We start from the raw sequence: 24,671 nt of genomic DNA, 5'->3' as shown, positions 1-24,671 counted from the left end.
CCTCACCACCGGCTCTTGAGGTCGACCACGAAGGTCCGTTGGGGCAGGGGATGCGAGACGTAGGCCTGGTCGTTCAGCAGGTTATCGACACCCAGCCCCACTTCCGCGTGTTGGCCGATCGCCCAGGTGAACCGACCATCGAGGGTGAAGTACTCAGTCTGGAAGCCATAGGCGTCGCCCCGCGAAAGCCCGAAGAGGTCGGAGTTCGGACGCGTGGCGTAGCGCCATCCCAGCGAGGCGCGCGCAGAGTCGCTCACCCGGTACCGGATCGAGCCGTTGGAACGCCATTCCGGGATCCGCGGGAACATCCGTCCCTCCGCCGCGGGCGCCGAGGCGTTACGGAGCGTCCTAGCGTCCATCCAGGAGAGATTGGCGTCGATGTCCAGGCCGGCGACGCCGACATCCCTTGCCTCGGCGATGAGCTCGACGCCCACCTGCCGGACCCGGTCGACATTCTTGAAGGACGAGACGACCTGGCCGAAGGGGTTGAGACCCTGGAAGCTGAAGATGGCGTCGTGAACGTCCTGCAGGAAGACAGAACTGGTCACCCGGACGTCGCCGAAGCTGCGCCTCAGGATGAGGCTGGCGTCAACTGAAGTCTCCGGCCTCAGGTTGGGATCGAAGCTCTGCGGATCGATCTGCTGGGTGATGTCGTCAATCCGTCCCTGGAACAGTTCGCCCACCGTCGGGAAGCGGGTCGCTGTCCCGAGGCTCAGCTGGACGTCCCACCCTGCGGCCAACGGACCCTGGAAGCTCAGCTTCGGGCTGATGGCGCTATCGGTCCGCTCCGGATAGACGTCGTCCACCCTCCGGCCGGCGACCTGCTTGCCGATGCCGCCATCGTGCGCCTTCCAGGCGTCGTATCGGACGCCTGCGGTCAGGCTGTAGTCGCCCGGAAGAGAGATCTCGTCCTCGGCGAAGATCCCGAAGGTGGTCGTCTTGCCCCAGGTGGAGGCTGAGAAGACGGGGTTGGAGGCGTTCTTCCAGGCGGTGGTGTTGAAGGTCTCCGACCTTGTCTCATAGAGGCTGGCGTCAGCCCCGAAGGCGACGGCGTGATCGCCGATCGTCCTCTCCAGGGTCACGGCGCCCGTCCACCATCCGGGTTCCCGGGCCTGGGTCTGAGTCCCCGCGCCGTTGGCCAGTCCTGTCGCCATGTCGCGAGAGGTCCGCCCATCCTGGCTCGCGATCCAGTATCGCGAGGCGTTGGCCGACACCGTCCAGCCGAGAGCGTCGCCGCCCGCCCGCAGGCCGGTGAGATACTCGGTTCGACGGGTCAGGGACTGGGTGAGGCCGGTCGCGTTCCAGGTCCGTCCGCCGAAGGCCACGCGGCCCTGCCAGACCGGCGACCCGCCGGCGTCCTTCAGGAAGGTCCGCGTGTCGGTGAGGTCCTGGTCGGTCAGCCAGGCGAATCCCATGGCCTCCAGCTTCCACCCGTTCTCCAGCTCCCAGCTCGCGCGGAGACGGAACTGGTCCTGGATGACGTGGACTGGCGAGGCTGCGCCGAAGACCGGGGTCGCCAGCCTCGGGTCCACAAAGGCTCCGGTCACCGCCGCTCCCGTTCCGGTCGCTGGGGTCAGGAGGTTGTAGGTCATGGACTGGCCGGTGTTCTCGAAATGCCGGAAGCCGGCCCGCAGGCTGAACGGCGAGTCATCAGGCTTCCAGGCCAGGCCCGCCTCGGCGCTGTAGCCCCGGAAGGTCTCGTCGAAGCCGTACTCCGTGAAGGGCATCAGCATGACCTGGGCCTGGCCATAGACCTCGTTCCGCTCAGGCGCCCGGGTGGTGACCGAGATCACCCCGCCCATGGAGTTGCCGCCGTAGCGCGCCGAGTAGGGGCCGTAGACGATGTCGAACTGCCGGACCTCTGCGGGCCCCACTACATTCCATTTCGGCGGGAAGTCGAACCGGTTTCCGAGGAAGTTGGAGACGACAAACCCGTCGACCAGGACCAGGGTCCGGGCGCTCTGGACCGTGTTGGCGCCGCGCAGGGCGACCACGGCGTTGTCATCGCCGGCAAACCGCTTCCGGACGAAGAAGTTGGGCGCGTACTTCATCAGGTCTTCGACATTGATGGCGTTCACGGCCCGGAACTCGGTCTCTCCAAGCGAGACCGAGAGGCCCCTGGGCTGGACGGTGATAGGCCGGTCGCCCTGGCCGACGACGATCACGGCGTCGACTTCCGGGGCTTCGGCGGCGATCACAGGCAGGGGCGCAGCGGCGAGCGTCAGGGCCGCCGCGAGGGCGCGGCGCGGGGCGCCGGCGCGATATGGGGAAGGCATGCAGTATCTCTCGACTGAATGTCAGGCGTGACCGGACGCGTCCGGCCGGGCGACGGATTCAGGCGAGGATGGGGGGACCGGTCTTTGGCGGAGGGGGCGCCGGGAGCCCGAGGCCGGGTCGAAGATCCTCCGTCCGGACGTCCCCGGACACCGCCGGAGCAGGCCAGGGCGCGGGAACGGGCAGCAGCACGGACTCGGCGGGAGTGAAGACGGCGAGGCCTGCAAAGGCGCAGGGGGAGTCTGAAGCGCCCTTGCCGGTATCCGGAGCCTTTCCTCCGTCGTCCGGAGCGAAAGTCATGGCGCCCATGCCGGTGCAGAGGGTCATCTGCAGGCCGCCATCCGGCGCTGCGGCGACCATCACTCCGGTGGGGACAAGGATGCGCAGAGTCAGGGCCAGGACCGCCAGGACAGGGGCGGCCCGCCGGATCCTATGAAGGAAGCCCGCAACGCGCATGCGGCGGGAGGTATGCCCTCGACCCTCGCTTGTCCAGACGGTCCGGCCATCGCCGTTGTCTCGCGCCGGCTAACGGGCGAGACTGGGGCGATGGCGAAAGAGGCTCCTGCCCAACCGATCCGCCGGCGCGCTGACGCCGTTCTGGCCGGGCGCGGCTTTGCGGAAAGTCGGGCCCGGGCCAGGGCGGCCATCGAGGCGGGCGGGGTGACGGCGGACGGACGGCTCCTGGTGCGGGCCTCGGACCTCATCGACCCGGATGCGGACATCGGCTTCCGCCCCGCCTTCGAGGAGGTCAGCCGGGCGGCGGGCAAGCTCAAGGCCGCGCCGGGCTTTGACGCCGCGCCCCTGCAGGGCGCCGTCGTGCTGGACGTCGGAGCCTCTACGGGGGGCTTCACGGAGGTCTGTCTCGGCCGCGGCGCCGCCCGGGTCTATGCGGTGGATGTGGGGCGGGGCCAGCTGCACCAGCGGCTGGCCGCCGACGCCCGGGTGGTCAGCCTGGAGGGCGTCGATGCGCGCCGGCTGGACGCCGGCCTGATTCCGGAGGCGCCAGCGGTGGTGGTCTGTGACGCCAGCTTCATCAGCCTTTCCAAGGTCCTGCCGGCGGCCCTGGCCCTGGCGGGTCCGGGCGCCTGGCTCTTCGCCCTGGTCAAGCCGCAGTTCGAGGTCGGACCCGAGCGGGTCGGCAAGGGCGGCCTTGTCCGCGATCCCTCTGCGCGGGAAGAGGCCTTGCAGGCGGCTTGCCGGTTCCTTGAGGCGGCAGGCTGGCGGGTCACGGGCACGGCGCCAAGCCCGGTGACGGGCTCGGACGGCAATGTCGAGTTCCTGGTGTCGGCCCGGAAGGCCTGATTACTCGCGGCCGCTGGCGCGCCAGACGCCGTCGGCGTTCTGGCAGACCTCGAACTGGCGGGGCTTGCCGTCCTGCGGCGACTGCTGGACCCAGCGGCAGTGCTCGCGGCTGTAGTCGGTCTGGGTGACCTGGGGCGGGTAGTCGACACAGGTCACCGATCCGCGCCCGACGCCAAAGCCCACGCCTGCGCCCGCGGCGGCGCCCAGCAGGGTTCCGTCCGTCTTGTGGCCCCGGCCGGCGATGGCCCGGCCGAGGAGCGCGCCACCCAGGGCGCCGATCAGGGCGCCCTTGGTCCCGGCTTCCTGCTTCTGCTCCTGGCAGACGTCGCCGCGGCCGAACTCCTGGAGCGGCGCGGACTGGGCGCGGACTGGGGCCGGGACGGCGGCGAACAGGGCGAAGGCGGCGGCGCAGGTGACCAAGGAACGCATGTCGGGACTCCTTTGCGTACGACATGGAGCCTATGGCGGAATGCGACGATTGCAAGACAGGCCGCACGGGGCTCACTGTCTTCCGGGCAAATGGTCTAGACTGTCGCCGTGCCCCCCCGCAGCCCCCCCCGCAGAGCCCCCCGTTCCGCCGCCCCTCGCCCGGCTGCATCCGCACCTCCCGCCGGGCCCCCCGCCGGGCCCCCCACCGGGCCCCTCGTCGTCATGTCCATGGGCGGGGAGGGGGATGGTGTGATCCGCCTCGAGGACGGCGGCGTCCTGCATGTGGCCGGGGCCCTGCCCGGGGAGACGGTGCGCTTGCGGGCCGGTCCCGAAGGTTTCGTCCTCGACGAGGTTCTTGAGCCCAGCGCCTCGCGCCGGACTCCGCCCTGTCCGCATTTCGGAGCCTGCGGCGGCTGCGTCCTCCAGCACTGGGATGCGGAGTCCGCCCTGGCCTGGAAGGTCGAGCGCCTGAGGGCCACCCTCGCCCTGGAGCGGCTGGAGACCGAGATCCTGCCCGTCTTCTGGACCTCGCCCGGCGGACGTCGTCGGGCGGCCCTCCACGCCCGGCGGGGATCCTCCCGCACCGAGGCGCGGATTGGCTTCAAGGCGCGCAAGTCCTGGAACCTGGTCGACATCGACGGGTGTGCGGTCCTGAACCCGGCCATCGTTCGCGCCCTTCCGGCCCTGCGGCGGCTGGCGGCGCCGCTGCTGGAGCACCCGAAGTCGGCGCCCTCCCTGCATGTGACCATGACGGATGACGGCCTCGACATCGACGTGACGGGCGTCGAGGCGAGGTCCGGCGGCCTGTCGGCGGACGCCCGCCAGGAGGTCGCGGCGCTTGCGGCCGAGACCGGTCTGGCCCGCCTGACCCTCGCGGGAGACATCCTGTTCCAGCAGCGCCAGCCCAGCCTGAAGATCGGCCGGGCCCGGGTGGCCCTGCCGGCCGGGGCCTTCCTTCAGGCCGATCCCGCCGCGGAGGCCGCCATGGTCGCCGAGGCAAGGTCCGCGGTCGATGGCGCGCGCCGGATCGCCGACCTCTTCTGCGGCCTGGGCGCCTTTACCTTCCCCCTCGCGGAAGTCGCCCCGGTCCTGGCCGTCGATGGGTCCGCCCCCGCCATCCGGGCCCTGGGCGCCGCCGTGGCCACCGCACCCGGCCTGCACGGGATCACCGCCGAGGCTCGAGATCTTTTCCGGCGCCCCCTTTCCGCGGCCGAACTCAAGCGGATCGACGCCGTCGTGTTCGACCCGCCCCGCGCCGGCGCCCTGGCGCAGGTCGCCGAGATCGCCCAGTCGGGGGCCGCCCGCGTGGTGGGCGTCTCGTGCAATCCCGCCACATTCGCCCGGGACGCCCGGCGGTTGGTCGATTCGGGATTCCGCCTGGAGCGCATCCTTCCGGTGGACCAGTTCCTCTGGTCATCGCACCTCGAACTCGTGGCGGTGTTCAGCCGCTGAGGCGCGCGCCTTGCCCGGCGCGTCCGGAAAAGGCAGTGTCGCGCGGTTTCTCGATGGGAGTTCCGGCATGACCGCAGGGGCGGGTGAGCGCCGTCACGATGCGGTGCGCCAGGACCTGGCCGCCCTTTTCACCCTGGCCTGGCCGGTGGTCATCTCCCGGCTGGGCATGATGGCCATGGGCCTGAGCGACGCCATTGTCGTGGGCCACCACTCGGCCATCCAGCTGGGCTGGCACGCCATGGCCTGGGCGCCCAGCACGGTGGTCCTGGTTGTGGGGACTGCGCTTCTTGGCGGCGTCCAGGTCATGACCGCCCGGGCCATGGGCGAGGGCCGGCCGGAGGAGACCGGCGCCGTCCTGCGGCGGGGACTGGTCTATGGGGCCAAGGTCGGCATCCTGGCTGCGGCCGTCCTGTTCTTCCTGGGCCCCTGGATTCTCGGGCTGCTGCAACTGCCGTACGACCTGGTGGCCGGGGCGACGCCACCCCTGCAGATCTTCGCCCTTTCCATGCCCATCTTCGTGATCGGATCGGCCTGCTCGGCCTGGCTGGAGGGCCTGGGCCGTCCCCGCGTCGGCGCGGTCCTCATGTGGATGGCCAATGTCATCAACCTTCTCGCCCTCCTGGTTCTGGTGCCGGGGAGCTTCGGACTTCCGGCCCTTGGCGCCGCAGGCGCAGCCCTCGCCACCCTGATCGCCCGGGGCGCGCTGACCCTGGCCCTGGTCGTCTATATCCTCCGCATGCCCGAGGCCCGGAGCCTTGGCGTCTTCACCCCGCCGCCCCCGACGCCCCAGGCGAGTTCCGAACAGACCCAGATCGGCCTGGGCGCCGGCGCCTCCGGCTTCTTCGAGATGGCGGCCTTCGCCGGCATGAACGTCATCGCCGGATGGCTGGGGATCCTCCAGGTGGCGACCTGGAGCATCGTGGTCAATGTCATCTCGGTGGCCTTCATGGTGCCCCTGGGCATCGCCACCGCGGTGTCGGTCCTGGTGGGCCGCGCCTATGGCGCGGGGGACGCCGAGGGGATCCGCCGCATCAGCCTGATCGCCTACGGCGTCACAATGGCGTTCTGCCTCCTCGTCACCCTGGTCGTCTGGCTGGGCGCCGGCTTCATCGCGGCGGGATACACCACGGACGCCGCGACGGTCGCCCTTGCGGTTCCGGCCCTTGTCCTTGCAGCGGCCATCATCCCGCCGGACGCCCTTCAAGTCGTCATCGCCCAGTCCCTTCGGGCCAGGGGCGACATCCTCATTCCCACCGCAACCCATTTCGTCAGCTACGTCCTGGTCATGGCGCCCCTCGCCTGGTTCCTGGCCCTGCCCGGCGGCCGGGGGATTAACGGCATCGTGGAGGGGGTGCTGATCGCCAGTCTCCTGTCGTCGGCCCTGCTCCTCATCCGCTTCGCCCTGCTGTCGCGGAGGCCCGCGGTGTGACCGGCGCCGGAGACTGGACCGACGCGGAGAACGACCGGATCGTCGCTGACTATCTCGATATGCTGGCGGATGAGCTGTCCGGCCGCCCCTTCAACAAGGCGGCGCACAACCGGGCCCTGCAGGCGCGCCTGCCGGGGCGATCGCAGCAGTCCATCGAGTTCAAGCACCGGAACATCAGCGCGGTCCTGCAACTCCTCAACCAGCCCTGGATCCAGGGGTACCTGCCTGCGCAGGCCTTCCAGGTCCGACTGATCGACGCCGTGCTGAGGCGCCTTGGGAGGGAGGGGGCTCCCTATCGGGCTTCTGTGTCCGGCGGACAGGAGGCACGGGCGCTCTTCTTCCAGCCGCCGCCGCCGCCCCTCAACCGACCTTCCATCGACCCCATGCGCGCCGAGGCCATCGCGCGCCGGTTCGACCCGGCTGAGGCGGATGCCAGGAACCGGGACTTGGGCCGTGCCGGCGAGGCCCTGGTGTTCGCCCACGAGCGCCACGCCCTTGCGGCGTCCGGCAGGGAGGACCTCGCCGCCCAGGTCCGCTGGACCTCCCAGGAGGACGGCGACGGCGCCGGCTACGACATCGCCAGCTTCACGCCTGAAGGCCGGCCGCGCCTGGTCGAGGTCAAGACCACGAATGGATGGGAGCGTTCGGCCTTCCACATCTCCCGGAACGAACTGGCGGTAGCCAATGACAACCGCGAGACCTGGCGTCTTGTCAGGGTCTGGAACTTCGCCCGCGAGCCGCGCGCCTTCGAACTGGCGCCGCCCCTGGACGCCCATGTCCGCCTGGCGCCGACGAGCTTCCTGGCCACGTTCGGCTAAAGGTTGCGGCGGCCTCCACAGAGCCCCTGAATTGCGCGCTCCTAGGGAGAGCTCCGCGCGAAGCGCGATGAGGGAAGCTACGGCGATTCCGGCGACCCCCTCCGGCCCGCTGCGCGGTCCACCTCCCCCTTGGGGGAGGAATGACTCAGCAATTGCTCCCCATAAGGGGGAGCTGTCAGCGAAGCTGACTGAGGGGGTCTACAGCCTACCAGCTGCCCCCCCTCCGTCCTCCCCCTGGGGGAGGAGCTGCAGAGCCATTGCTCCCCCAAGCGGGAGCTGTCAGCGAAGCTGACTGAGGGGGTCAATGGCCTCGCGGCTTGCCCCCGGTCGGCTTGGCCGTGACCGGTTCAGGGGAGGCTGACGGCTAGCCCTCGACGCCCAGGATCCAGCCTTCCTCACGCTCGGCGTCGGTGATGACCTCAGGGGCGAGCGCCTTGCCGGGGCCGAAGACGGCGCCGAGTTTTCCGGCCTCGTCCAGCCGGGCGAAGTGCTCGGCGGTCGCCCGAACCTGGGCCAGGTCCTTGACCTCGCCCGGCCCCGGCTGGGCCTTGTAGAGGGACGGGTAGACCTCGGTCGCCACCACCTCCACCCCCGCGAGGGCGGCCTCGGACAGGGGCTGGAAGCCGGTCTCGAAGGGCCAGATGCGGAAGCCCTCGCCGCGGTTCGCCTGCAGGCGGCGTACGAAGGGGATGCCCAGCAGGGCCTGGCCGCCCACCGAGCCGTTGTAATAGAGCTTCCAGATCGAGGCCGCCTTGGCCGCGGCGTCGGCGTGGCGGAACTCCGGCAGGTCCTCCGGGCCGTGCTCGCGGGTGCGCTTGGGCTGGAGAGTGGTCAGCGTGTCCTTGGGCGGGCAGCCCCAGAAGGGGAAGGGGCCGCCGGTCATACGCCGGTTGATCTCCGAGCCGACGCCGAACCGGTTGTTGGTGTTGTCCGGCTTGTCCTTGACCATCCGGTCCAGCTGGTCCCATGCCGCCCGCCAGGGCGCCTCGCCGGGCAGGTTGAGCGCCGCCGCAAAGCCGCGCGGGAAGCCGAGGGGGAAGTCGAAGCCCAGGAGGGCGCGCTCTGACCGCTTGCGGAAGTCCTCGAGCAGGACGGTGAGCTTCTTCTCGGCGTCCGCCCGGGTCGGCGGGTTGAAGGCCTCGAAGGTCAGGCGGAAGCGGACGTCCCGCTTCATCACGCCGATCCAGACGGAGTCCGCCCCGGTGGTCGGCTTGGCGGCGGCGCTCCAGTCGACGATGACGTAGGCGTTGAAAAGGCGGGACACGGGCGGGCTCCGGATTTTGCTGGCGTCTCTTTAGCGGCTGGGCGTGGCCGCGCCAACGGGCGGACTTGGTCGAGGGGCGAACCCGTGGGAGGCTGTGCCCAGCCTGATGAGGACCGCTCCATGATCGACGCCCTGCGAACCCCCGACGAACGCTTCGCCAACCTGCCCGATTTTCCCTGGGCGCCGCGCTACATCGACGACCTGCCAGGTTACGAGGGCCTGCGCTGCGCCGTGATTGACGAAGGCCCGAAGTCCGGAGCGCCGACCTTCCTGTGCCTGCATGGCGAGCCGAGCTGGAGCTTTCTCTATCGCCGCATGATCCCGGCCTTCCTGGCCTCGGGCGCCCGGGTCGTAGCGCCCGACCTGTTCGGCTTCGGACGGTCGGACAAGCCGGTAGACGACGCCGTCTACGGCTTTCACTTCCATCGGCGCATGCTGCTGGCCCTGGTCGAGCGGCTGGACCTGCAGGACATCACCCTGGTGGTCCAGGACTGGGGCGGACTGATCGGCCTGACCCTGCCCGTGGAAGAAGGGTTCCGGGGCCGGCTCTCCCGCCTGATCGTCATGAATACGACCCTGGCGACGGGAAGTCCGCCTTCCCCGGGCTTCCTCGCCTGGCGCGCCTACGCCAAGGCCAATCCGGACCTTGAGGTGGGCGCCCTTCTCGGACGCGGGACGCCGCACCTGACGGAAGCTGAGTGCGCCGCCTACGACGCCCCGTTCCCGGACATCCGCTACAAGGCCGGGGTCCGGGCCTTTCCCGAACGGGTCATGACCGATCCGGGCATGGAGGGCATTGAGGAGAGCCTCGTCGCCCAGGACTTCTGGTCCAAGGACTTCAAGGGCAAGGTCTTCATGGCGATCGGCGAGGCCGACATGGTTCTGGGACCGCCGGTCATGGAGAACCTGAGGCGCTTCCTGCCAAACTGCCCCGAGCCCCTTCGGATCCCGGAGGCCGGACACTTCGTCCAGGAGTGGGGCGGCCCCGTCGCCGAGGCCGCCCTAAAGTCATTCGCCAGCCGCTAGGCCAGCTTGACCAGCATCTTGCCCATGTTGGCCCCGGTGAAGAGGCCGATGAAGGCGTCGGGGGCGGAGGCGATGCCCTCGCGCACGGTCTGGCGCCACTTCAGCTGGCCTTTGGCATGCCAGGCGCCGAGTTCCTTCAGGAAGTCGCCCATCATGTCCCAGTGGTTGGAGACGATGAAGCCTTCCAGCCGCAGGTTCTTGCCGATGATCAGGGCCATGTTGGCGGGGCCCGGAACGGGGGCCTCGGCGTTGTACATGGAGATCATGCCGCAGATGGCGAACCGGGCGTAGGGGCGGGCTGCGTTCAGGGCCGCCTCCAGGTGGCCGCCGCCGACATTGTCGAAATAGACGTCGATCCCCTCGGGCGCGGCCTCGGCCAGGGCGGCGGTCAGGGCGGCGGCGCTGTCACCGGTCGCCTTGTAGTCGATCACCGCATCGACCCCGATCTCGTCCTTCAGGAAGCGGGCCTTCTCGGCGCCGCCGGCCGAGGCGATGACCTTGTGGCCCTTCAGCTTGGCGATCTGGCAGACCAGGGAGCCGACAGCCCCGGCGGCGCCGGAGACGAAGACCACATCGCCCGGCTTGAGGGCGGCGACGCGGAGCAGGCCCGCATAGGCGGTCAGGCCCGGCATGCCGGCCACGCCCAGGAAGGCCTCGGTCGGGAGGCCATGGGTGTTGAGCTTCTGGACGCTGGAGGCCGGAGCGTTGAAGGCCTCGCGCCAGCCGAAGTTGGACTGGACGAGGTCGCCGGGCTTCAGGGACGGGTCGTTCGAGGCGATCACCTCGCCGATGGCGCCGCCCTCGAGGGGCCGCCCCAGCTGGAAGGGCGGGACATAGCTCTTCACGTCGTTCATGCGGCCGCGCATGTAGGGATCGACGGTCATCCAGGTGTTGCGGACCTGGACCTCGCCCGGCCCGGGGGCGGCGAGCTCGACGGTGGCGAGCTCGAAATTGGCGGCTGCGGGCAGGCCCTGCGGGCGGCTGCGCAGTCGGATTTCCCGTGAAGTGGTCATGTCTTCCCCCTAAGGAACTTGGTGAGGCGGCGGCGCCGCCGCTCTGGAACCGCACCCAAGGTGGCGCCCGGGGGCTTGGAATGCTAGGCGCAAGCGAGAATTCCGGAGCAGAGAATGGACAAGGTCCTGAGGGGCGGGGTGATCGGCGCCGGGGTGTTCGGGGGCTACCACGCCCGACAGTACGCCCAGGCTGCGGGCGCGCGACTGGCCGCCGTCTTCGACCCGGACCTGGAGCGGGCCCGCGAGGTGGCTTCCCGACATGAGGCGGAGGCCTTCTCGGAACTCCCGGCCTTCCTGGACGCCGTCGATGTGGTGACCGTGGCGTCCCCGGGGGTCCGTCATGCCGACGGCGCCCTGGCGGCCCTCAAGGCGGGGCGTCCGGTTTATGTCGAGAAACCCCTGGCGGTGAGCCTGGAGGAGTCCGACCGCATCCTGGCGGAGGCTTCGCGGCGCGGCCTGGTGGTGGCGTGCGGGCACCAGGAGAGGGTGGTCTTCGACGCCATCGGCCTGTTCAGCGCGCCGGAGCGACCCCTGAGGCTCGAGGCGGTGCGGCAGGGACCTGTCAGCCAGCGTAGCCTCGACATCTCCGTCATCCTCGACCTGATGATCCACGACCTCGACCTGGCCCTGGCCCTCTCGGCGGGCGCGCCCCTGGCGGCGGAGGGGGAGGGCGACATCGCCTACAGCGGCGGGCTGGACGCCGTGCGCGCCGAGGTGACCTTCGACGATGGCTTCACCGCCCTCTTCGACGCCTCGCGCATGGCGCCCGAGCGACGGCGGTCGATGAAGGTGGTCTATCCCTCCGGCGAGCTGGAGATCGACTTCCTGGCCCGCACCTTCCGCAACACCACCGGCTTCGACCTCAATCCGGACTTCGCCGAGACGCCCGGCGCCCGCGACCCTCTGGGGGCCAGCGTCGGCGCCTTCCTGGCCTGCGTCCGCGGAGAGCGGGGCCGTCCCGTCGTGACCGGCGAGGAGGCCGCCCGGGCCCTCGACCTCGCCCTCGCCATCGAAAGGGCGGTGGACGAAGCCGGTCCCCGTCACCACGTCTGAGTCCGGAACCAGGAGAGCCCCATGACCAGCCTCTACGACTTCAGCTTCACCTCCATCGACGGAGAGCCTCTGCCAATGACCGGGTTCCGGGACCGTGCGGTCCTGGTGGTCAACACCGCCTCGCGGTGCGGGCTGACGCCCCAGTATGACGGCCTTGAGGCCCTCTACGCCAAGTACCGGGAGCAGGGCCTGACCGTGCTCGGCGTGCCCTGCAACCAGTTCATGGGGCAGGAGCCGGGCACCGAGGCCGAGATCAAGGAATTCTGCGAGACGCGCTTCAAGATCGATTTCCCCCTGACCGCCAAGGCGGACGTGAAGGGCGCCTCGGCCCATCCCTTCTACAAGTGGGCCCTCGAGACCCTGGGCGAGGCGGCGGACCCGGCCTGGAACTTCCACAAGCTTTTGGTGGGCCGTGACGGGCGACTGATCGCCGCCTTCGGCCCGCGCACGGATCCCCAGGCTCCCGAGATCGTCTCGGCGGTCGAGGCGGCCCTCGCGGCCCCCGCCGGCGCGTGACAACGGGGGATCCGGCGGCCCTGTTCGACGCCGCGGTCGCGGATCACAGGGCCGGCCGCCTCGACGCCGCGCGACAGGGCTACCGGAGCGTCCTGGCCGCCGTTCCTGGCCATGGCCACGCCCTCTACAACCTCGGGGTCGCCGAGCGGTCCCTTGGACGGGTCGGAGAGGCGATCCGCCTCTGGACGGGCCTGGTCGAGGCCGAGCCCCGGCGTGTCGAGGCCCTGCTGGCCCTGAGCCGGGCCTACCGGACCCTGGGAGACGATGCTGGTTCCCTCGCGTTTGCAGAGCGCGCCGCCGCGGTCGAACCCGCCTCTGCGGACGCGCAGAACCTGCGATCCAACGCCCTTCGAAGCCTGGGGCGCAATGGCGAGGCGCTGGAGGCCCTGGACCTCGCCCTCAAGGCCGATCCATCCTACGCCCTCGGGCACGCCAACCGCGGCCACCTGCTGTCCGCTCTCAAGCGACATGCCGAGGCCGTGGAGTCCTACCGGGCGGCCTTCGCCCTGGACCCGGACCTGCCCGACCTTGCCGGAGCCCTCCTGGACCAGCAGATGCGCTGCTGCGACTGGCGGGATTTCGGCGACCTGCAGGTGCGGGTGCGCGACGGGGTCCGGCGCTTGGAGCCGGTCACCATCCCCTTCACCTTCCTCGCCCACAATGATGACCCGGGCGACCAGATGGCCTGTGTCCGCACCCACGTGAAGGTCCGGTTCCCGCAGGTCCCCGCACCGCTCTGGACGGGACAGACCTATCGCCACGACCGCATCCGGGTGGCCTATGTCTCTTCCGACTTCCGCATTCACGCGGTCTCCCAGCTGCTGGTCGGGCTGCTGGAGCGTCACGACCGGGACCGGTTCGAGATCCATGGCCTGGCCCTTCCGCCCCGGGTCGAGGACGACATGCGCGACCGGGTCCGGGCGGCCTGCGACGTCTTCACGGACGTCTCGGGCCTTGACGACGCGGCCATCGCCGCCGCCATCCGCACGGCGGAGATCGACATCGCGGTGGACCTCAACGGCTTCACGACCTTTTGCCGGCCGGGGGTCTTCGCGCGACGATGCGCCCCCGTGCAGATCAACTACCTGGGCTATCCGGGAGCCATGGGCAGCCTGGCGGCGGATTACATCCTGGCGGATCGAACCGTCATTCCACCTTCTGAATCCGTTCATTACGACGAAAAGATCATCCGGCTTCCCTTTGCCTACCAGCCCAATGACGACCGCCGGGTGATTGCGCAGGAGACGCCCACACGCACCGAGGCCGGCCTGCCGGAAACGGGCTTCGTCTTCTGCAGCTTCAACGCCAGCTACAAGATCACCCCCGAAGTCTTTGATGTCTGGATGGGGCTTCTGCGCCAGGTGGACAACTCGGTCCTGTGGCTTCTGGGCGGGGACGCCGGGATCGAGCGCAACCTCAGGGCGTCGGCGTCGGAACGGGGAGTGTCTCCGGAGCGGCTGGTGTTCGCCCCGAAGGTCGCGTTGGAGGCGCACCTGGCCCGCCACCGCCTGGCTGACCTCTTCCTAGACACCCTGCCGTACAATGCACACACCACCGCCAGCGACGCCCTGTGGGCCGGCCTGCCGCTGATCACCTGCGCCGGCCGCAGCTTTGCAGCGAGGGTGGCGGCCTCCCTGCTGGCCGCCACGGGCCTGCCGGACCTGGCGACGACCTCCCTGGACGATTACCAGGCCCTGGCCCTGGCCCTGGCGCGCGATCCGCAGCGCCTCGCCGCCCTCCGGGCGCGCCTGGCGGCCAACCTTCCCGACGCCCCCCTGTTCGATACGGACCGGACCCGGCGGCAGGTGGAGGCGGCCTACGCGACGGCCTGGCGTCGCCGGATGGCCGGGCTGGCGCCGCGCAGCTTCGACGTGCCCGAGGACGCCTGAGGCCCTTCAGTCCTCGAGGATCCGGCTGGTCCGACGGGTGTCGGGCATGAGGAGGTAGGTCAGGAGGGAAAGGCCGATCACTGCGGTGACGTAGATGTAGAAGCCCGGCTCGAAGCCCGCCTTCTTGAAGCTGAGGGCGATGAACTCGGCTGAACCGCCGAACAGGGCGTTGGCGATGGCGTAGGGCAGGGCGACGCCCAGGGCCCGGATCTCGGTGGGGAACATCTCGGCCTTCACGATGGCGCTGACCGAAGTGTAGCCGCTGATCACCGCTAGGCTGCCCAGCACCAGGAGAAAGGCGGTCAACGGCTCGCGCGTCACCGCAAGGGTCGTGAGGACCGGCCAGGTCATCAGCACCCCACCGACCCCGAAGGCGAGGAGCAGGGCCCGCCGGCCGAACCGGTCGGACAGGGCTCCGGACACAGGCTGCATCAGCACGAAGCAGGCGAGCGCCGCCGTGGTGATCAGGTTGGACTGGTCCTTCGAGAAGCCTGACGTGTTGACCAGGAACTTCTGCATGTAGGTCCCGAAGGTGTAGTAGGCGAGGGTGCCCCCGGCGGTCAGGCCGAAGACCATCATCGTCTCCCGCGGATGCTCGGTCAGGAGACGCAAGGTGGCGGTGCGCGAGCCATCGCGCGCCTTGAAGGAGGGGGTTTCCTCCATCCCGCGCCGCATGAACAGGACCGCCGTCGCCATCAGGGCGCCGACGATGAAGGCGACCCGCCAGCCCCAGGCGTTCATCTGGTCCGGCGGCAGGAGGGCGGTGAGGGCGAGCAGCAGGAAGAGGGCCAGGAGTTGGCCGCTCATCAGGGTGGAATAGAACACCCCCGACCAGAAGCCGCGGCGGTCCCGCGACGCCATCTCGGACAGGTAGGTGGCGCTGGCGCCGTACTCCCCGCCCATGCTGACCCCCTGCAGGATACGGGCGAAGACCAGGATGGCCGGGGCGGCGATCCCGATCTGGGCGTAACCTGGGCACAGGCCGATGATCAGCGAGCCCAGGCACATGAGGGCCACGGAGGCGATCATCGCCGCGCGACGGCCGGAGCGGTCGCCGTAAAGGCCCATGATCCAGGCGCCGAAGGGCCGGGCCAGGAACCCCACGGCGTAGACCGCCGCCGAGCCGAGGAGCTGGGCGGTCTGGTCGCCCTTGGGGAAGAAGGCGGGGGCGAAATAGAGGGCGAAGGCGGCGTAGACGAACCAGTCGAAGGTCTCGACCATGTTGCCGGTGGATCCGGCCAGGATCGACCTGAGCCGAGAGCGGTCCGCGCTGGCCTTGTGCGCCATGAAGTCCCCCCGTTTCCTTCCCCCCGGCCATACCCTGCTTCGCCGGGCTTGTCGCCGCAGGGGCTTTCCTGTCCCCGTCGCGGCGACTAGGTAAGGACCGACGCCGACAAGGAGCCCCTGACATGATGCGCAAGCCCGACGGAACCTGGGACAAGTCCCGCCTGCCGAGCCGTCATGTGACGGAGGGACCCGCCCGGGCGCCGCACCGGTCCTACTACTACGCCATGGGCCTTGGGACGCGGGAGATCGCCCAGCCCTTCGTCGGCGTGGCGTCCTGCTGGAACGAGGCCGCCCCCTGCAACACCGCCCTGATGCGCCAGGCCCATTCCGTCTCGGAAGGGGTCAAGAAGGCCGGCGCCACGCCCCGGGAGTTCTGCACCATCACCGTTACCGACGGGATCGCCATGGGCCATGAGGGCATGCGCTCCTCCCTGGTGAGCCGCGACCTGATCGCCGACTCCGTCGAGCTGACCATGCGCGGCCACGGCTACGACGCCTTGGTGGGCATCGCCGGCTGCGACAAGTCCCTGCCGGGCATGATGATGGCCATGCTGCGCCTGAACGTGCCCGCGGTCTTCCTGTATGGCGGCTCGATCCTGCCGGGGTCCTGGCAGGGCCGGGACGTCACCGTGGTCGACGTCTTCGAGGCGGTCGGCCAGCATTCTGCGGGCAAGATGAGCCTGGATGACCTGTGCTCCCTCGAGCAGCACGCCTGTCCCTCGGACGGCGCCTGCGGCGGCCAGTTCACCGCCAACACCATGGCCTGCGTCTCCGAGGCCATCGGGCTGGCCCTGCCGCTCTCGGCGGCCCTGCCGGCGCCCTATCTCAGCCGTGACGCCTACGCCGTGGCCTCGGGCGAAGCGGTCGTTCGCCTGATCGAGACCCAGCTGCGGCCCAGGGACTTCATCACCCGCAAGTCCTTCGAGAACGCCGCCGCCGTGGTCGCCGCGACGGGGGGCTCCACCAATGCGGCGCTTCACCTTCCGGCCATGGCCCACGAGTGCGGCGTGTCCTTCACCCTCCGCGACTTCGCCGAGATCGCCCAGCGCACCCCGCACATCGCCGACCTGAAGCCGGGCGGCCGTTTCGTGGCCAAGGACATGGGCGAGGCCGGGGGCATGCCCATGCTGCTCAAGACCCTGCTGGAGGGCGGCTACATCCACGGCGACTGCATGACCGTGACCGGCAAGACCATTGCCGAGAATGTCCGCGACGTGGCCTGGCGCGATGACCAGGAGGTGATCCGCGCGGTCTCCAACCCCCTTTCGCCCACCGGCGGCGTGGTCGGGCTCTGGGGCTCGCTGGCCCCGGACGGCGCCATCGTGAAGGTGGCGGGCATGGCCTCGCACCGGTCGCACCGGGGGCCGGCCCGGGTGTTCGATGGCGAACAGGCCTGCTTCGAGGCCGTCGAGCGCGGCGACTACCAGGACGGCGACGTGCTGGTCATCCGCTACGAGGGCGCCCGCGGCGGGCCGGGCATGCGCGAGATGCTGTCGACGACCGCGGCGCTGAGCGGACAGGGGCGTGGCGACAAGGTGGCCCTGGTCACCGACGGCCGCTTCTCGGGGGCCACGCGCGGCCTCTGCATCGGCCATGTCGGCCCCGAAGCCCAGATGGGCGGTCCCATCGGCCTGATCCAGGACGGCGACATCATCAATATCGACGCCGATGCGGGGATCCTCGACCTGGAGGTCGCCCCCGAGGAGCTGGAGCGTCGCCGCAAGTCCTGGAAGCCCCGCCAGACGGACTACGGCTCCGGCGCCCTTTGGAAGTACGCCCAGATTGTCGGCCCGGCGCATGAGGGCGCGGTGACGCATCCCGGGCTGGCCGGCGAGCGTCACGTCTACGCCGACATCTGAACGTCGGGGTCAGCCCAGGGCCGGGACTCCGGCGATGAGCGGGTGGGCCAGCAGGGCCGCCAGGTAGATCGCCAGGGCGATCAGGGCCTGCAGGCCGAACTCGGCCGGCCGCAGGGCCTGCCGGCCCTGCAGGATGGCGCCGAAGGGCAGGAAGGACGAGCGGGCCTCGAAGGCCGCCCAGCCTTCGCCATGGGTCCGCCGCCGCTTGGCGTCGATGCTCGCGGCGCCGCCGACAGCCAGCACGCCCATCGTCCCGAACAGGATGAGCGAGATCAGGTCGCCGTTCACCAACAGGTGCCCGGCCGACCAGATCGCCACCCCCCAGAGGAAGGGGTGCCGCGTGATGCGCAGGACGCCTCGCACCGGATCGGGGTCCTGGAGGGCGCCGGTCTGGCCCACCGAGCCGGGGTTCCGGGTCAAAAGGCCGGGAACCGCCAGCAGGAAGGCGACCAGCATGAGGACCAGCTGGATATGGAGGGTCAGAGGGGAGGGCCCCCACCAGACCGCATGGGGTCCCTCAGACCGGGCGGCGCCGTAAGCCATGAGCATCCAGACCAGCACGACCACCGAGGCCAGGGAGAAGAGGCCCAGGTAGGGACCCTCGCCCAGGCGGGCGACCAGGCGATCCCGCAGGGGCGTTCCGGACACCCAGAGGTGCAGGATAAGGAAGACGGCGCAGGACAGGATGAGCTGGAGCAAGACCTTGGCCTCCCCGAGGGTCTGGGAAGAGGCTGGGCATGACCGCTTACGCTGTCAAGCGAAAGGCCTATTCCAGGATGGGTCCGTCGCCATCCCGGGCGGTCATGGTCCGGCCCATGGCGTCGAAGAGCAGGTTCATGGACACCGGTTTGAGCACGACGTCATCGGCCCCGGCGGCCAGGCAGTCCTCGCGGATGGTCAGGCTGGTGTCGGCGGTGACGACAATGACGGGAAGGCGCGCCTTGTCGTCGGGCCGTGCGCGGATGTGCCGGATGGCGGTCAGACCGTCCATGCCCGGCATGCGAAGGTCCATCAGGATGAGGTCGTAATCGCCCTCGTCGATCATCCGAAGGCCGGTCATGGCCTCAGGCGCCTCGTCGACGCGCACGCCGGCGACGCCCAGCATGTCCTTCACGACACGCCGGTTCATCTCGTTGTCCTCGACGAAGAGAACGTCCACGTCAGCAGCTTCCACGATCATGACCAGATCTACGCAACTTGACTCAGCCTGCGCCCAAAGCGGTTAACTTGCAATTTCCCCAGACCCAAAAAATCAGGCCTTTGCGTCAAGTCCCTCGCGAAGGGCGGCTATCAGGCGGGCGGCGGAGATCGGCTTGGCGATCACCTGGGCTGCGCCCGCCTCCCCAAGGGCGTGCAGGGTCTCCGCGTCCGGAGAGGGCCAGGTCACGACGATGCGCCGCGCGCCGGCCGCGGCCAGCCGCGAAACCGACTGGAGGCGATCCTCCATCTCCGCGCCCAGGCCCGCCGCATCCACGAGAACTGCAGAAACGCCGCCGGCGGCGAGCCTTTCCATGGCAGCGTCAAGGCTGGCTGCGGTCTCAGCCGCCAGGCCCAGGGGCGCCACCACCGACTTCAGGACCGACTGGGTGAGGGGATTGGCCTCGACGATCAGGAAGACATCGCCATCGGGGCAGGGGTCTTCGTCCATGCCTGCGGCGCTCGAGGAGAGCCGGACAAGAGGCAGGGTGAGGGTGAAGGTGGATCCCCTGCCCAACTCGCTTTCCACGCCGAGGGTTCCGCCCATGGCCTCGGCCAGGTCCCGGCTGATCGACAGGCCAAGGCCCGTCCCGCCGAACCTGCGGGTCACCCCGCTGTCCACCTGGCGGAAGGACTCAAAGATGCCTTCCATCTGATCGAGGGGAATGCCGATGCCGGAGTCGGCCACGCGGATGACAAGGCGCTCTGCGGGGCCCTCGCCCTCGACGCCAGCGGTGAGCCCCACCGATCCCGCGTCCGTGAACTTGATGGCGTTGGACAGGAGGTTGAACACGACCTGCCGAAGGCGCGGACCGTCCTCGACGATGCGGGCGGGCGTTTCGCCCCGGTCCACCGTCAGGGAAAGTCCCTTCTCCTCCGCCTTGTCGGTCCAGAAACGGCCTGCATCGTCCAGCAGTCCAGCCAGGTCCGTCTCCCCCTTCTCGATGGTCAGGGATCCATTCTCGATCTTGGCGGCGTCCAGGATATCGCTGACCAGGGCGCGCATGGTCTCTCCGGCGCCATGCATGAGCGTGACCCGGTCGCGGACCTCGGGCGTGATGTTCGGGTCGGCCAGAAGGACCTGGGTCACCCCGAGAATGCCGTTCAGCGGGGTGCGGATCTCGTGGCTCGTGGTGGCCAGGAACTCGCTCTTGGCCTTGAGGGCCTGCTCCAGGGAGTCGTTGGCGGCGTTAAGGCGCGTATTGGCCGCCTCGATCCGCCGGCTGCTGCGCCGCAGGGACAGGAAGTTGAAGCCCATAAGCCCGGCCGTCAGGACCGAGCCGCCCAGGAGGATCAGTGTGATCCGGTTCCGGGATCGCGCCAGCTCCGCATCCTTCTGCAGCTGGTCGGCCTTGAGCCGGGCGATGCGAAGGTCCTGGTTGGCGAAGTCGAACTGAGCCGCCACCAGGGCGGAGTTGGTGTTGACCATCAACTCACGAGATTGGTCGTCAAGTCTCTTGAAGGCTTTCTGATGATCCAGTGCTGCATTGTATCGACCAACCCGCTCATAGATCTCCGCTGCGATACGGTGGAAATCCTTGAATGGCGGTGTTGTCTCTGTAGTACGCACACCTCTGAAGGCGCGATCCATCCATTCTGCAGCAGAGGAATAATTGCCCTGTCGCGACCAGTAAAATGCATAGACGCCCTGTATGTAGGAGGTTTCGGCTTGCTCCTTGGCGCTTCCAACTATACCGAGTGCTTCCTCGATATGAGACCTCGCCTCCTCAAATCGTCCCTCTGAAATCTCTGCGTAAGCGAGATTGGAGAGTACTTGGCATATCAATCCTGGATTTCGGAACTCACGGGCGATTTGAAGGCTTTTAATGAAATCTTCCCGAGCCTTTCCGTTTTGACCCATATCCCTATACGAATTCGCCCTGTTGTTGAAAGAAGCGAGATTAAAGAACCGATCTCCGGAATATAGATCAATTGCCTGGTCATAATACTCGATTGATTTTTCGTAGTTTCCGGCCTGTCTATAGAGAGACGCCATCAGCACAAGTGACTTTGCCTGTCCCTTTTTATCACCGGCTTTCTCAAAATAAGAAAAAGAAGAACGAAGACCGGAGAATGAATCCTGAACTTTTCCTTGCTTCTGTAAAATACTTGCGAGGGTATATAGAAGTTCGGCGTGCACTGGCGACCCCGGCTCTGCCGTTTCCACCTGACTAAGCACAGGCGCGAGCACCTGCCGGGCTTCATCCAGCCTGTTCAGCCTGTTCAAGGCCTGGGCTTCGAGCCAGACCGCATTTGCCTCGAGGCGCCTTGTCTCCGGGTCTGCTGGCAACTGCTCTATCTCGGAGAGAGCAGCACGGCTTCGGTCCAGCGCTCTGGCAGGGTCTGTGGGAACGAGTCCTTCGGCTTCCGAAACGAGTGCTTCTGCCCGATCGCGCGGAGGGGACGCCGCCGCAGCGGGTGCGGACACCGCAAAGGCGACAGCAAAGAGGGTCGCAGCCAAGCCCAAAGACTTCAGCGCCCGCATTCGAGAACCTCCCGGCAATCCGCCACAACAGAGGTTGCCCCGAATGCGTTAAGCTTGCGCTAAGTGCTAGAACCCAATGCGGACCCGGGCGCCGGCAAGGTAGACCTGACGGTCCGGCGTATACCCCGGGTTCACTTCAGCGCGACCGAAGAAGGAAACCTCGGACTGGCCGAATGGCAGCTGCCGGCCATAGGAGACCTCCCCAGCGAGCGGCCGCTCCTGTTCGACATCGAACGAACGCGTCACGACACCTTTTTCTCCGGTCCGCCGGTCTACGACCTCGACACCGGTGAAGGCCATGCGGCCCTTCTCGATGAAGAGGGGCTGGAGGAGGGAGATCCTGGCGGAGTCTCCGTTTGCGAAGAGGTCGTCTGCCGACAGGGTCGCCTGCCAGGCCGAAGTCTTCAGCCCGTCCGCATCGGTGCGCAGGAAGCCGTCTTCCGCCCGGGTTTGCCCGACCGAGCCCGAGACAGCCAGCCGGACGCCCGCGCCAAGGTCGGCGTCAAGGCCGAGCGTAACGGCATCGCTGACGGCGCCCGCACCAAGGTCCGAGGCGTCGAGCGACTGGACGCCGAGGATCGCGGCGTCCTCGCGCAGGCGGACATAGGATCCGCTGACGTTCACGCGATCGGACAGGGCATAGCGCAGTCCCAGGGTCGCCGCCTGGGCCGAATAGGTCTCTGCGGCGCTGCCGGGTTGGGTGACCGCCCACCCGGCGGAGGCGTCCCGCCGGTCCAGGCGCTGTGTAGCGCCGGCCGTGAGGTCTAGCCGGTCAGTCACATGCGCCTGGTAGCCCATGAAGGCGCCGCCTGAGGCGAAGCCGAGGAGGGGATTGGCGCCCCCCATTGCCGGATCGAAATCGGAAGCAACGGTGGCCGGCGAACCGGAGGCGAGGTAACGCGCGCCGTCGCCGAAGCCAAAGTCAGCGGTTCCCGCATCCGTCGTGAGGTGCAGTCGCGACTGGGTCTCGAGGCCCTCGGAATCAAACCCCGACCGGGCTTGTCTGGGAGCTACCGAAAGGGTCAGGTCTGCGCCCCAGGGGTTGGCCACGGTGTAGGCCCCGGCGCCGAAGCCCAGGCCGCCCGACGCGAAGCCTTGGGTCTGGGTCTTCGCCCAGGTGCTGAGGCGGTCAAGGATGTAGCCCTGGAAGTACTCCGAAGCGCCGGACTTGGCGTTGAAGGTCTGTCCGATGAGGCGCGATGAGAGGGGGATGCCGAAGTCACGCTCGGTCGTCCCGACAGTCTCGAAGGCATAGTAGTAGAGTCCAACGGACTGGATTCCCTTCAGGGACTCTGAAGCGAAGTCATTCAGGACCTGCTTGACCGAGTACTCGCTCGTCTTTCCGGAGGGGCTGACCGTGTACCAGCGGAGCGCCCCGAAATCGAGCGGTGACTGGGCGGCGGTGATGTCGAGAAGACCGGCGCCATACACCGGGTCTACCCCAGGATCGCCCAGGTCCCGCGCAGTCCGCAGGAGAATCTCGGCGGTTTCGGCGGGCTTGGCCGCGAACCAGGGCCAGCGGTCCTGGATCAGGGCGGCTGCGCCAGAGACCAGGGGAGCGGCGAAGGAGGTGCCGGTGGCGCGCTTGACGCCACCCTTGTCGTCTTCGACCAGGATAAGTTCGCCCGGCGCCACCAGGAACCGGTCCATCAGGCGGGAGCCGGTCTTGCAGGTATCGCCATCCAGCAGGCAGGCCGTACCTGGACGGTTGGAGAAGTTGGAGATCCGCCCGTCCATGGTGACCGACCCCACGAAGAGCATCTGGGGATTGGTCGAGAAGTTCCACTTCACGTCAGACGTCTGGGACACGCCCTGGTTGCCGGCGGCGACGATGAAGAGGGCGTTCTTGGCCGTGGGGGACACGTCCGAGCGCGTGAAGACATCGTTCCAGCCCTGGTCCAGGACCGTTCCGGGCACGCCCAGGGACATGTTGACGATGCTCGCCCTGTTCGCGGTCAGCATCTTGATGCCGGAGGCGATGTCTTCCCAGCCGGCGGTTCCCGTCTCGTCGAAGGGGTTATAGGCCACCACGTGCGACCGGGGCGAAATGCCCATGACGCCCAAGCCGTCGTGGGCGCCGACCATCAGGCCGGCCACAGCGGCGCCGTGTCCGTTTGTGAACTTCGAGGCGCCATCATAGCTGACGACATTGTTCTTCACGATGGAGCCATTCAGGACGGTGAAGTCCAGGAGGCCGATCACCGTATCGGCGCCGGAGCCCATGGTCTGGGTCAGCTGGGGCGTCCAGCGGGTCGTTCCCATCCAGTGGTCGACATGGTCGGCCCCGGCATAGTTCATGAGCCCGTCATAGAACTCCATGAACAGCATGGCCTGCTGGGAGCCGGAGAGCTTGGAAAGGGAGGTCGGGTCCGTGCTGCTGATCCCGTACTTGGCCAGGAGGGGGGCGACGAAGCCCGCCGACAGGGCCTGGCCGGTCTTGGCCTTGTAGGCGGTCCCCCAGAACTCGTCGGCCTTCTTGGTGACCTCGGCGATCTTGGCGTTCACCTCGGTATACTTCGAACGGGTCCCCGACTTCTGGGCTTCCGCCCAGACCGTCATCACTTCCCGCCATTGCGAGCCGGCTTCCTTCCAGTACTCGCCCACGGCTGCACCGTTGGACTTGCCCTTGGAGTCCGTGAAACCCGCTTCTGAACCCCAGAAGGAGGAGCTTGTCGCGCTCGCGCCATTCGAGGTGGTCGAAAACGGCTGGATGTCTCCCCAGAAGGGCTGGATATCACCCCAGAAGGGCTGGATGTCGCCCCAGAAGGGCTGGATATCACCCCAGAAGGGCTGGATATCGCCCCAGAAGGGCTGGATGTCTCCCCAGAAGGGCTGGATGTCACCCCAGAAGGGCTGGATGTCGCCCCAGGACGCCCCGATCGGCCGAGCCGGCGTCGTGGCGGTGGTGGGCGGAGCGGTGGTCGTGCCCGTGGTCGTCACGGGCGGCTTGGTCGCAGTCGTCGATCCCGCCGGCTTTCCCGTCGCGCTCGCCGCAGGCGTCGTCACAGGAGGCGTGGTGGTCTTCGTCGGAGACGACTTCGAAGACGTCTTGGTCGACGCAGGAGTCGTCGCCGGCTTGGCGGTCGCGACCGAGGAGGCGGCGTGCGCCTGCACAGCGAGCAGGGAAACCCCCGCCATGGCGGCCAGGGCGAGGGAGCTGCGGCGCGTGTTGAACCTGCGAGACATATCCTGCTTCCTTCGGTCGGAATGACACTGGTGAGCAGCATCCGTATAGGGGTTCAAAAGTTAATGGAAGTTAACGGGGGTGGGTAAAAAAGGCATTAACCATGTTTCCGGAGCCCATTCGGCCTGATCAGCGCCTCGGGCTTGGTATCTTTCTTAATCATCAGTAAACAAAAGGCATTAACAAAAGTTATC

The 24,671-nt window shown here is 68.4% G+C and carries 19 protein-coding genes and 1 pseudogene; 9 read left to right on the top strand and 11 right to left on the bottom strand.

Annotated features, from left to right (window positions below; all coding sequences use genetic code 11):
* Positions 1–2: 2 nt before the first annotated feature.
* Positions 3–2,276 carry a TonB-dependent receptor gene (locus HYN04_RS07965; protein ID WP_110450269.1) on the bottom strand — a complete coding sequence of 758 codons (2,274 nt, stop codon included), beginning with the start codon at positions 2,274–2,276 and terminating at the stop codon, positions 3–5.
* 58 nt (positions 2,277–2,334) lie between these two features.
* Entirely contained in the window at positions 2,335–2,730 is a 396-nt protein-coding gene (locus HYN04_RS07960; RefSeq protein WP_110450268.1) for a hypothetical protein, read from the bottom strand.
* A 90-nt stretch (positions 2,731–2,820) separates the two neighbouring features.
* Between HYN04_RS07960 and HYN04_RS07955 the strand changes: the two genes are divergently transcribed.
* Positions 2,821–3,576 (top strand): TlyA family RNA methyltransferase, encoded by a 756-nt coding sequence (locus HYN04_RS07955; protein ID WP_110450267.1) that lies wholly within the window; start codon positions 2,821–2,823, stop codon positions 3,574–3,576.
* Here HYN04_RS07955 and HYN04_RS07950 read toward each other — a convergent pair whose 3' ends face one another.
* Positions 3,577–4,005 carry a glycine zipper 2TM domain-containing protein gene (locus tag HYN04_RS07950; protein ID WP_110450266.1) on the bottom strand — a complete coding sequence of 143 codons (429 nt, stop codon included), beginning with the start codon at positions 4,003–4,005 and terminating at the stop codon, positions 3,577–3,579. It abuts the gene before it with no gap.
* Between the two features lie 222 nt (positions 4,006–4,227).
* Between HYN04_RS07950 and HYN04_RS07945 the strand changes: the two genes are divergently transcribed.
* The 3 genes from HYN04_RS07945 (at position 4,228) to HYN04_RS07935 (ending at position 7,704) form a co-directional block, all read left to right on the top strand.
* On the top strand, positions 4,228–5,457 hold the full coding sequence (locus HYN04_RS07945) for a class I SAM-dependent RNA methyltransferase (RefSeq protein ID WP_110450265.1): 1,230 nt from the start codon (positions 4,228–4,230) through the stop codon (positions 5,455–5,457).
* A 67-nt stretch (positions 5,458–5,524) separates the two neighbouring features.
* A complete protein-coding gene (locus HYN04_RS07940; RefSeq protein WP_110450264.1) occupies positions 5,525–6,886 on the top strand; it encodes an MATE family efflux transporter in 1,362 nt (453 codons plus the stop codon).
* On the top strand, positions 6,883–7,704 hold the full coding sequence (locus HYN04_RS07935; RefSeq protein ID WP_199285935.1) for a protein NO VEIN domain-containing protein: 822 nt from the start codon (positions 6,883–6,885) through the stop codon (positions 7,702–7,704). The genes HYN04_RS07940 and HYN04_RS07935 overlap by 4 nt, the downstream gene beginning before the upstream one ends.
* A gap of 364 nt (positions 7,705–8,068) precedes the next feature.
* On the opposite strand, the gene HYN04_RS07930 is transcribed toward HYN04_RS07935, so the two are convergent.
* A complete protein-coding gene (locus HYN04_RS07930; protein ID WP_110450263.1) occupies positions 8,069–8,968 on the bottom strand; it encodes a cobalamin biosynthesis protein CbiG in 900 nt (299 codons plus the stop codon).
* 120 nt (positions 8,969–9,088) lie between these two features.
* On the opposite strand from HYN04_RS07930, the gene HYN04_RS07925 reads away from it, so the two are divergent.
* Positions 9,089–9,994, top strand: coding sequence for a haloalkane dehalogenase (locus HYN04_RS07925; RefSeq protein ID WP_110450262.1), 906 nt, complete (start codon positions 9,089–9,091; stop codon positions 9,992–9,994).
* On the opposite strand, the gene HYN04_RS07920 is transcribed toward HYN04_RS07925, so the two are convergent.
* On the bottom strand, positions 9,991–11,007 hold the full coding sequence (locus HYN04_RS07920) for an NADP-dependent oxidoreductase (RefSeq protein WP_110450261.1): 1,017 nt from the start codon (positions 11,005–11,007) through the stop codon (positions 9,991–9,993). The two genes, HYN04_RS07925 and HYN04_RS07920, sit on opposite strands and share 4 nt — an antisense overlap.
* Positions 11,008–11,121: 114 nt before the next feature.
* Between HYN04_RS07920 and HYN04_RS07915 the strand changes: the two genes are divergently transcribed.
* Genes HYN04_RS07915 through HYN04_RS07905 form a run of 3 tightly spaced genes read left to right on the top strand, consistent with a single transcriptional unit; the run spans position 11,122 to position 14,465 of the window.
* Positions 11,122–12,060 (top strand): Gfo/Idh/MocA family protein, encoded by a 939-nt coding sequence (locus HYN04_RS07915; RefSeq protein WP_110450260.1) that lies wholly within the window; start codon positions 11,122–11,124, stop codon positions 12,058–12,060.
* A 21-nt stretch (positions 12,061–12,081) separates the two neighbouring features.
* Positions 12,082–12,576 carry a glutathione peroxidase gene (locus tag HYN04_RS07910; protein ID WP_110450259.1) on the top strand — a complete coding sequence of 165 codons (495 nt, stop codon included), beginning with the start codon at positions 12,082–12,084 and terminating at the stop codon, positions 12,574–12,576.
* Positions 12,573–14,465: an O-linked N-acetylglucosamine transferase, SPINDLY family protein gene (locus HYN04_RS07905; protein ID WP_110450258.1), complete on the top strand. Its 1,893-nt coding sequence runs from the start codon at positions 12,573–12,575 to the stop codon at positions 14,463–14,465. The genes HYN04_RS07910 and HYN04_RS07905 overlap by 4 nt, the downstream gene beginning before the upstream one ends.
* Positions 14,466–14,471: 6 nt before the next feature.
* On the opposite strand, the gene HYN04_RS07900 is transcribed toward HYN04_RS07905, so the two are convergent.
* Positions 14,472–15,752, bottom strand: a complete 1,281-nt coding sequence (locus HYN04_RS07900) for an MFS transporter (RefSeq protein ID WP_110450257.1) — start codon at positions 15,750–15,752, stop codon at positions 14,472–14,474.
* A gap of 122 nt (positions 15,753–15,874) precedes the next feature.
* On the opposite strand from HYN04_RS07900, the gene ilvD reads away from it, so the two are divergent.
* Entirely contained in the window at positions 15,875–17,611 is a 1,737-nt protein-coding gene (ilvD, locus tag HYN04_RS07895; RefSeq protein ID WP_110450256.1) for a dihydroxy-acid dehydratase, read from the top strand.
* Between the two features lie 9 nt (positions 17,612–17,620).
* On the opposite strand, the gene HYN04_RS07890 is transcribed toward ilvD, so the two are convergent.
* From HYN04_RS07890 to HYN04_RS07875, 5 genes and pseudogenes are all read right to left on the bottom strand, one after another.
* Positions 17,621–18,310 (bottom strand): NnrU family protein, encoded by a 690-nt coding sequence (locus HYN04_RS07890; protein WP_110450255.1) that lies wholly within the window; start codon positions 18,308–18,310, stop codon positions 17,621–17,623.
* Between the two features lie 67 nt (positions 18,311–18,377).
* On the bottom strand, positions 18,378–18,791 hold the full coding sequence (locus tag HYN04_RS07885) for a response regulator (RefSeq protein WP_241962590.1): 414 nt from the start codon (positions 18,789–18,791) through the stop codon (positions 18,378–18,380).
* Between the two features lie 72 nt (positions 18,792–18,863).
* On the bottom strand, positions 18,864–20,237 hold the full coding sequence (locus HYN04_RS13670) for an ATP-binding protein (protein ID WP_241962589.1): 1,374 nt from the start codon (positions 20,235–20,237) through the stop codon (positions 18,864–18,866).
* Between the two features lie 324 nt (positions 20,238–20,561).
* A pseudogene (locus HYN04_RS13825) lies at positions 20,562–21,293 on the bottom strand (tetratricopeptide repeat protein); the annotation flags it as partial.
* Between the two features lie 66 nt (positions 21,294–21,359).
* Complete coding sequence (locus tag HYN04_RS07875) at positions 21,360–24,479, bottom strand: S8 family serine peptidase (protein ID WP_162599592.1); 3,120 nt, start codon at positions 24,477–24,479, stop codon at positions 21,360–21,362.
* Between the last annotated feature and the right edge of the window lie 192 nt (positions 24,480–24,671).

The organism is Phenylobacterium parvum (genome assembly GCF_003150835.1).
In the GTDB taxonomy this organism is placed as follows: domain Bacteria; phylum Pseudomonadota; class Alphaproteobacteria; order Caulobacterales; family Caulobacteraceae; genus Phenylobacterium; species Phenylobacterium parvum.
Note: the sequence above shows the minus strand (reverse complement) of the source record. Positions and strands in the feature narration are given on the sequence as shown.

Coding starts and splice junctions, on each gene's coding strand:
- HYN04_RS07965 (WP_110450269.1), bottom strand. CDS start 2,276: ATGCCTTCCCCATATCGCGCCGGCGCCCCGCGCCGCGCCCTCGCGGCG.
- HYN04_RS07960 (WP_110450268.1), bottom strand. CDS start 2,730: ATGCGCGTTGCGGGCTTCCTTCATAGGATCCGGCGGGCCGCCCCTGTC.
- HYN04_RS07955 (WP_110450267.1), top strand. CDS start 2,821: ATGGCGAAAGAGGCTCCTGCCCAACCGATCCGCCGGCGCGCTGACGCC.
- HYN04_RS07950 (WP_110450266.1), bottom strand. CDS start 4,005: ATGCGTTCCTTGGTCACCTGCGCCGCCGCCTTCGCCCTGTTCGCCGCC.
- HYN04_RS07945 (WP_110450265.1), top strand. CDS start 4,228: ATGTCCATGGGCGGGGAGGGGGATGGTGTGATCCGCCTCGAGGACGGC.
- HYN04_RS07940 (WP_110450264.1), top strand. CDS start 5,525: ATGACCGCAGGGGCGGGTGAGCGCCGTCACGATGCGGTGCGCCAGGAC.
- HYN04_RS07925 (WP_110450262.1), top strand. CDS start 9,089: ATGATCGACGCCCTGCGAACCCCCGACGAACGCTTCGCCAACCTGCCC.
- HYN04_RS07920 (WP_110450261.1), bottom strand. CDS start 11,007: ATGACCACTTCACGGGAAATCCGACTGCGCAGCCGCCCGCAGGGCCTG.
- HYN04_RS07915 (WP_110450260.1), top strand. CDS start 11,122: ATGGACAAGGTCCTGAGGGGCGGGGTGATCGGCGCCGGGGTGTTCGGG.
- HYN04_RS07910 (WP_110450259.1), top strand. CDS start 12,082: ATGACCAGCCTCTACGACTTCAGCTTCACCTCCATCGACGGAGAGCCT.
- HYN04_RS07900 (WP_110450257.1), bottom strand. CDS start 15,752: ATGGCGCACAAGGCCAGCGCGGACCGCTCTCGGCTCAGGTCGATCCTG.
- ilvD (WP_110450256.1), top strand. CDS start 15,875: ATGATGCGCAAGCCCGACGGAACCTGGGACAAGTCCCGCCTGCCGAGC.
- HYN04_RS07885 (WP_241962590.1), bottom strand. CDS start 18,791: ATGATCGTGGAAGCTGCTGACGTGGACGTTCTCTTCGTCGAGGACAAC.
- HYN04_RS13670 (WP_241962589.1), bottom strand. CDS start 20,237: ATGGTCAACACCAACTCCGCCCTGGTGGCGGCTCAGTTCGACTTCGCC.
- HYN04_RS07875 (WP_162599592.1), bottom strand. CDS start 24,479: ATGTCTCGCAGGTTCAACACGCGCCGCAGCTCCCTCGCCCTGGCCGCC.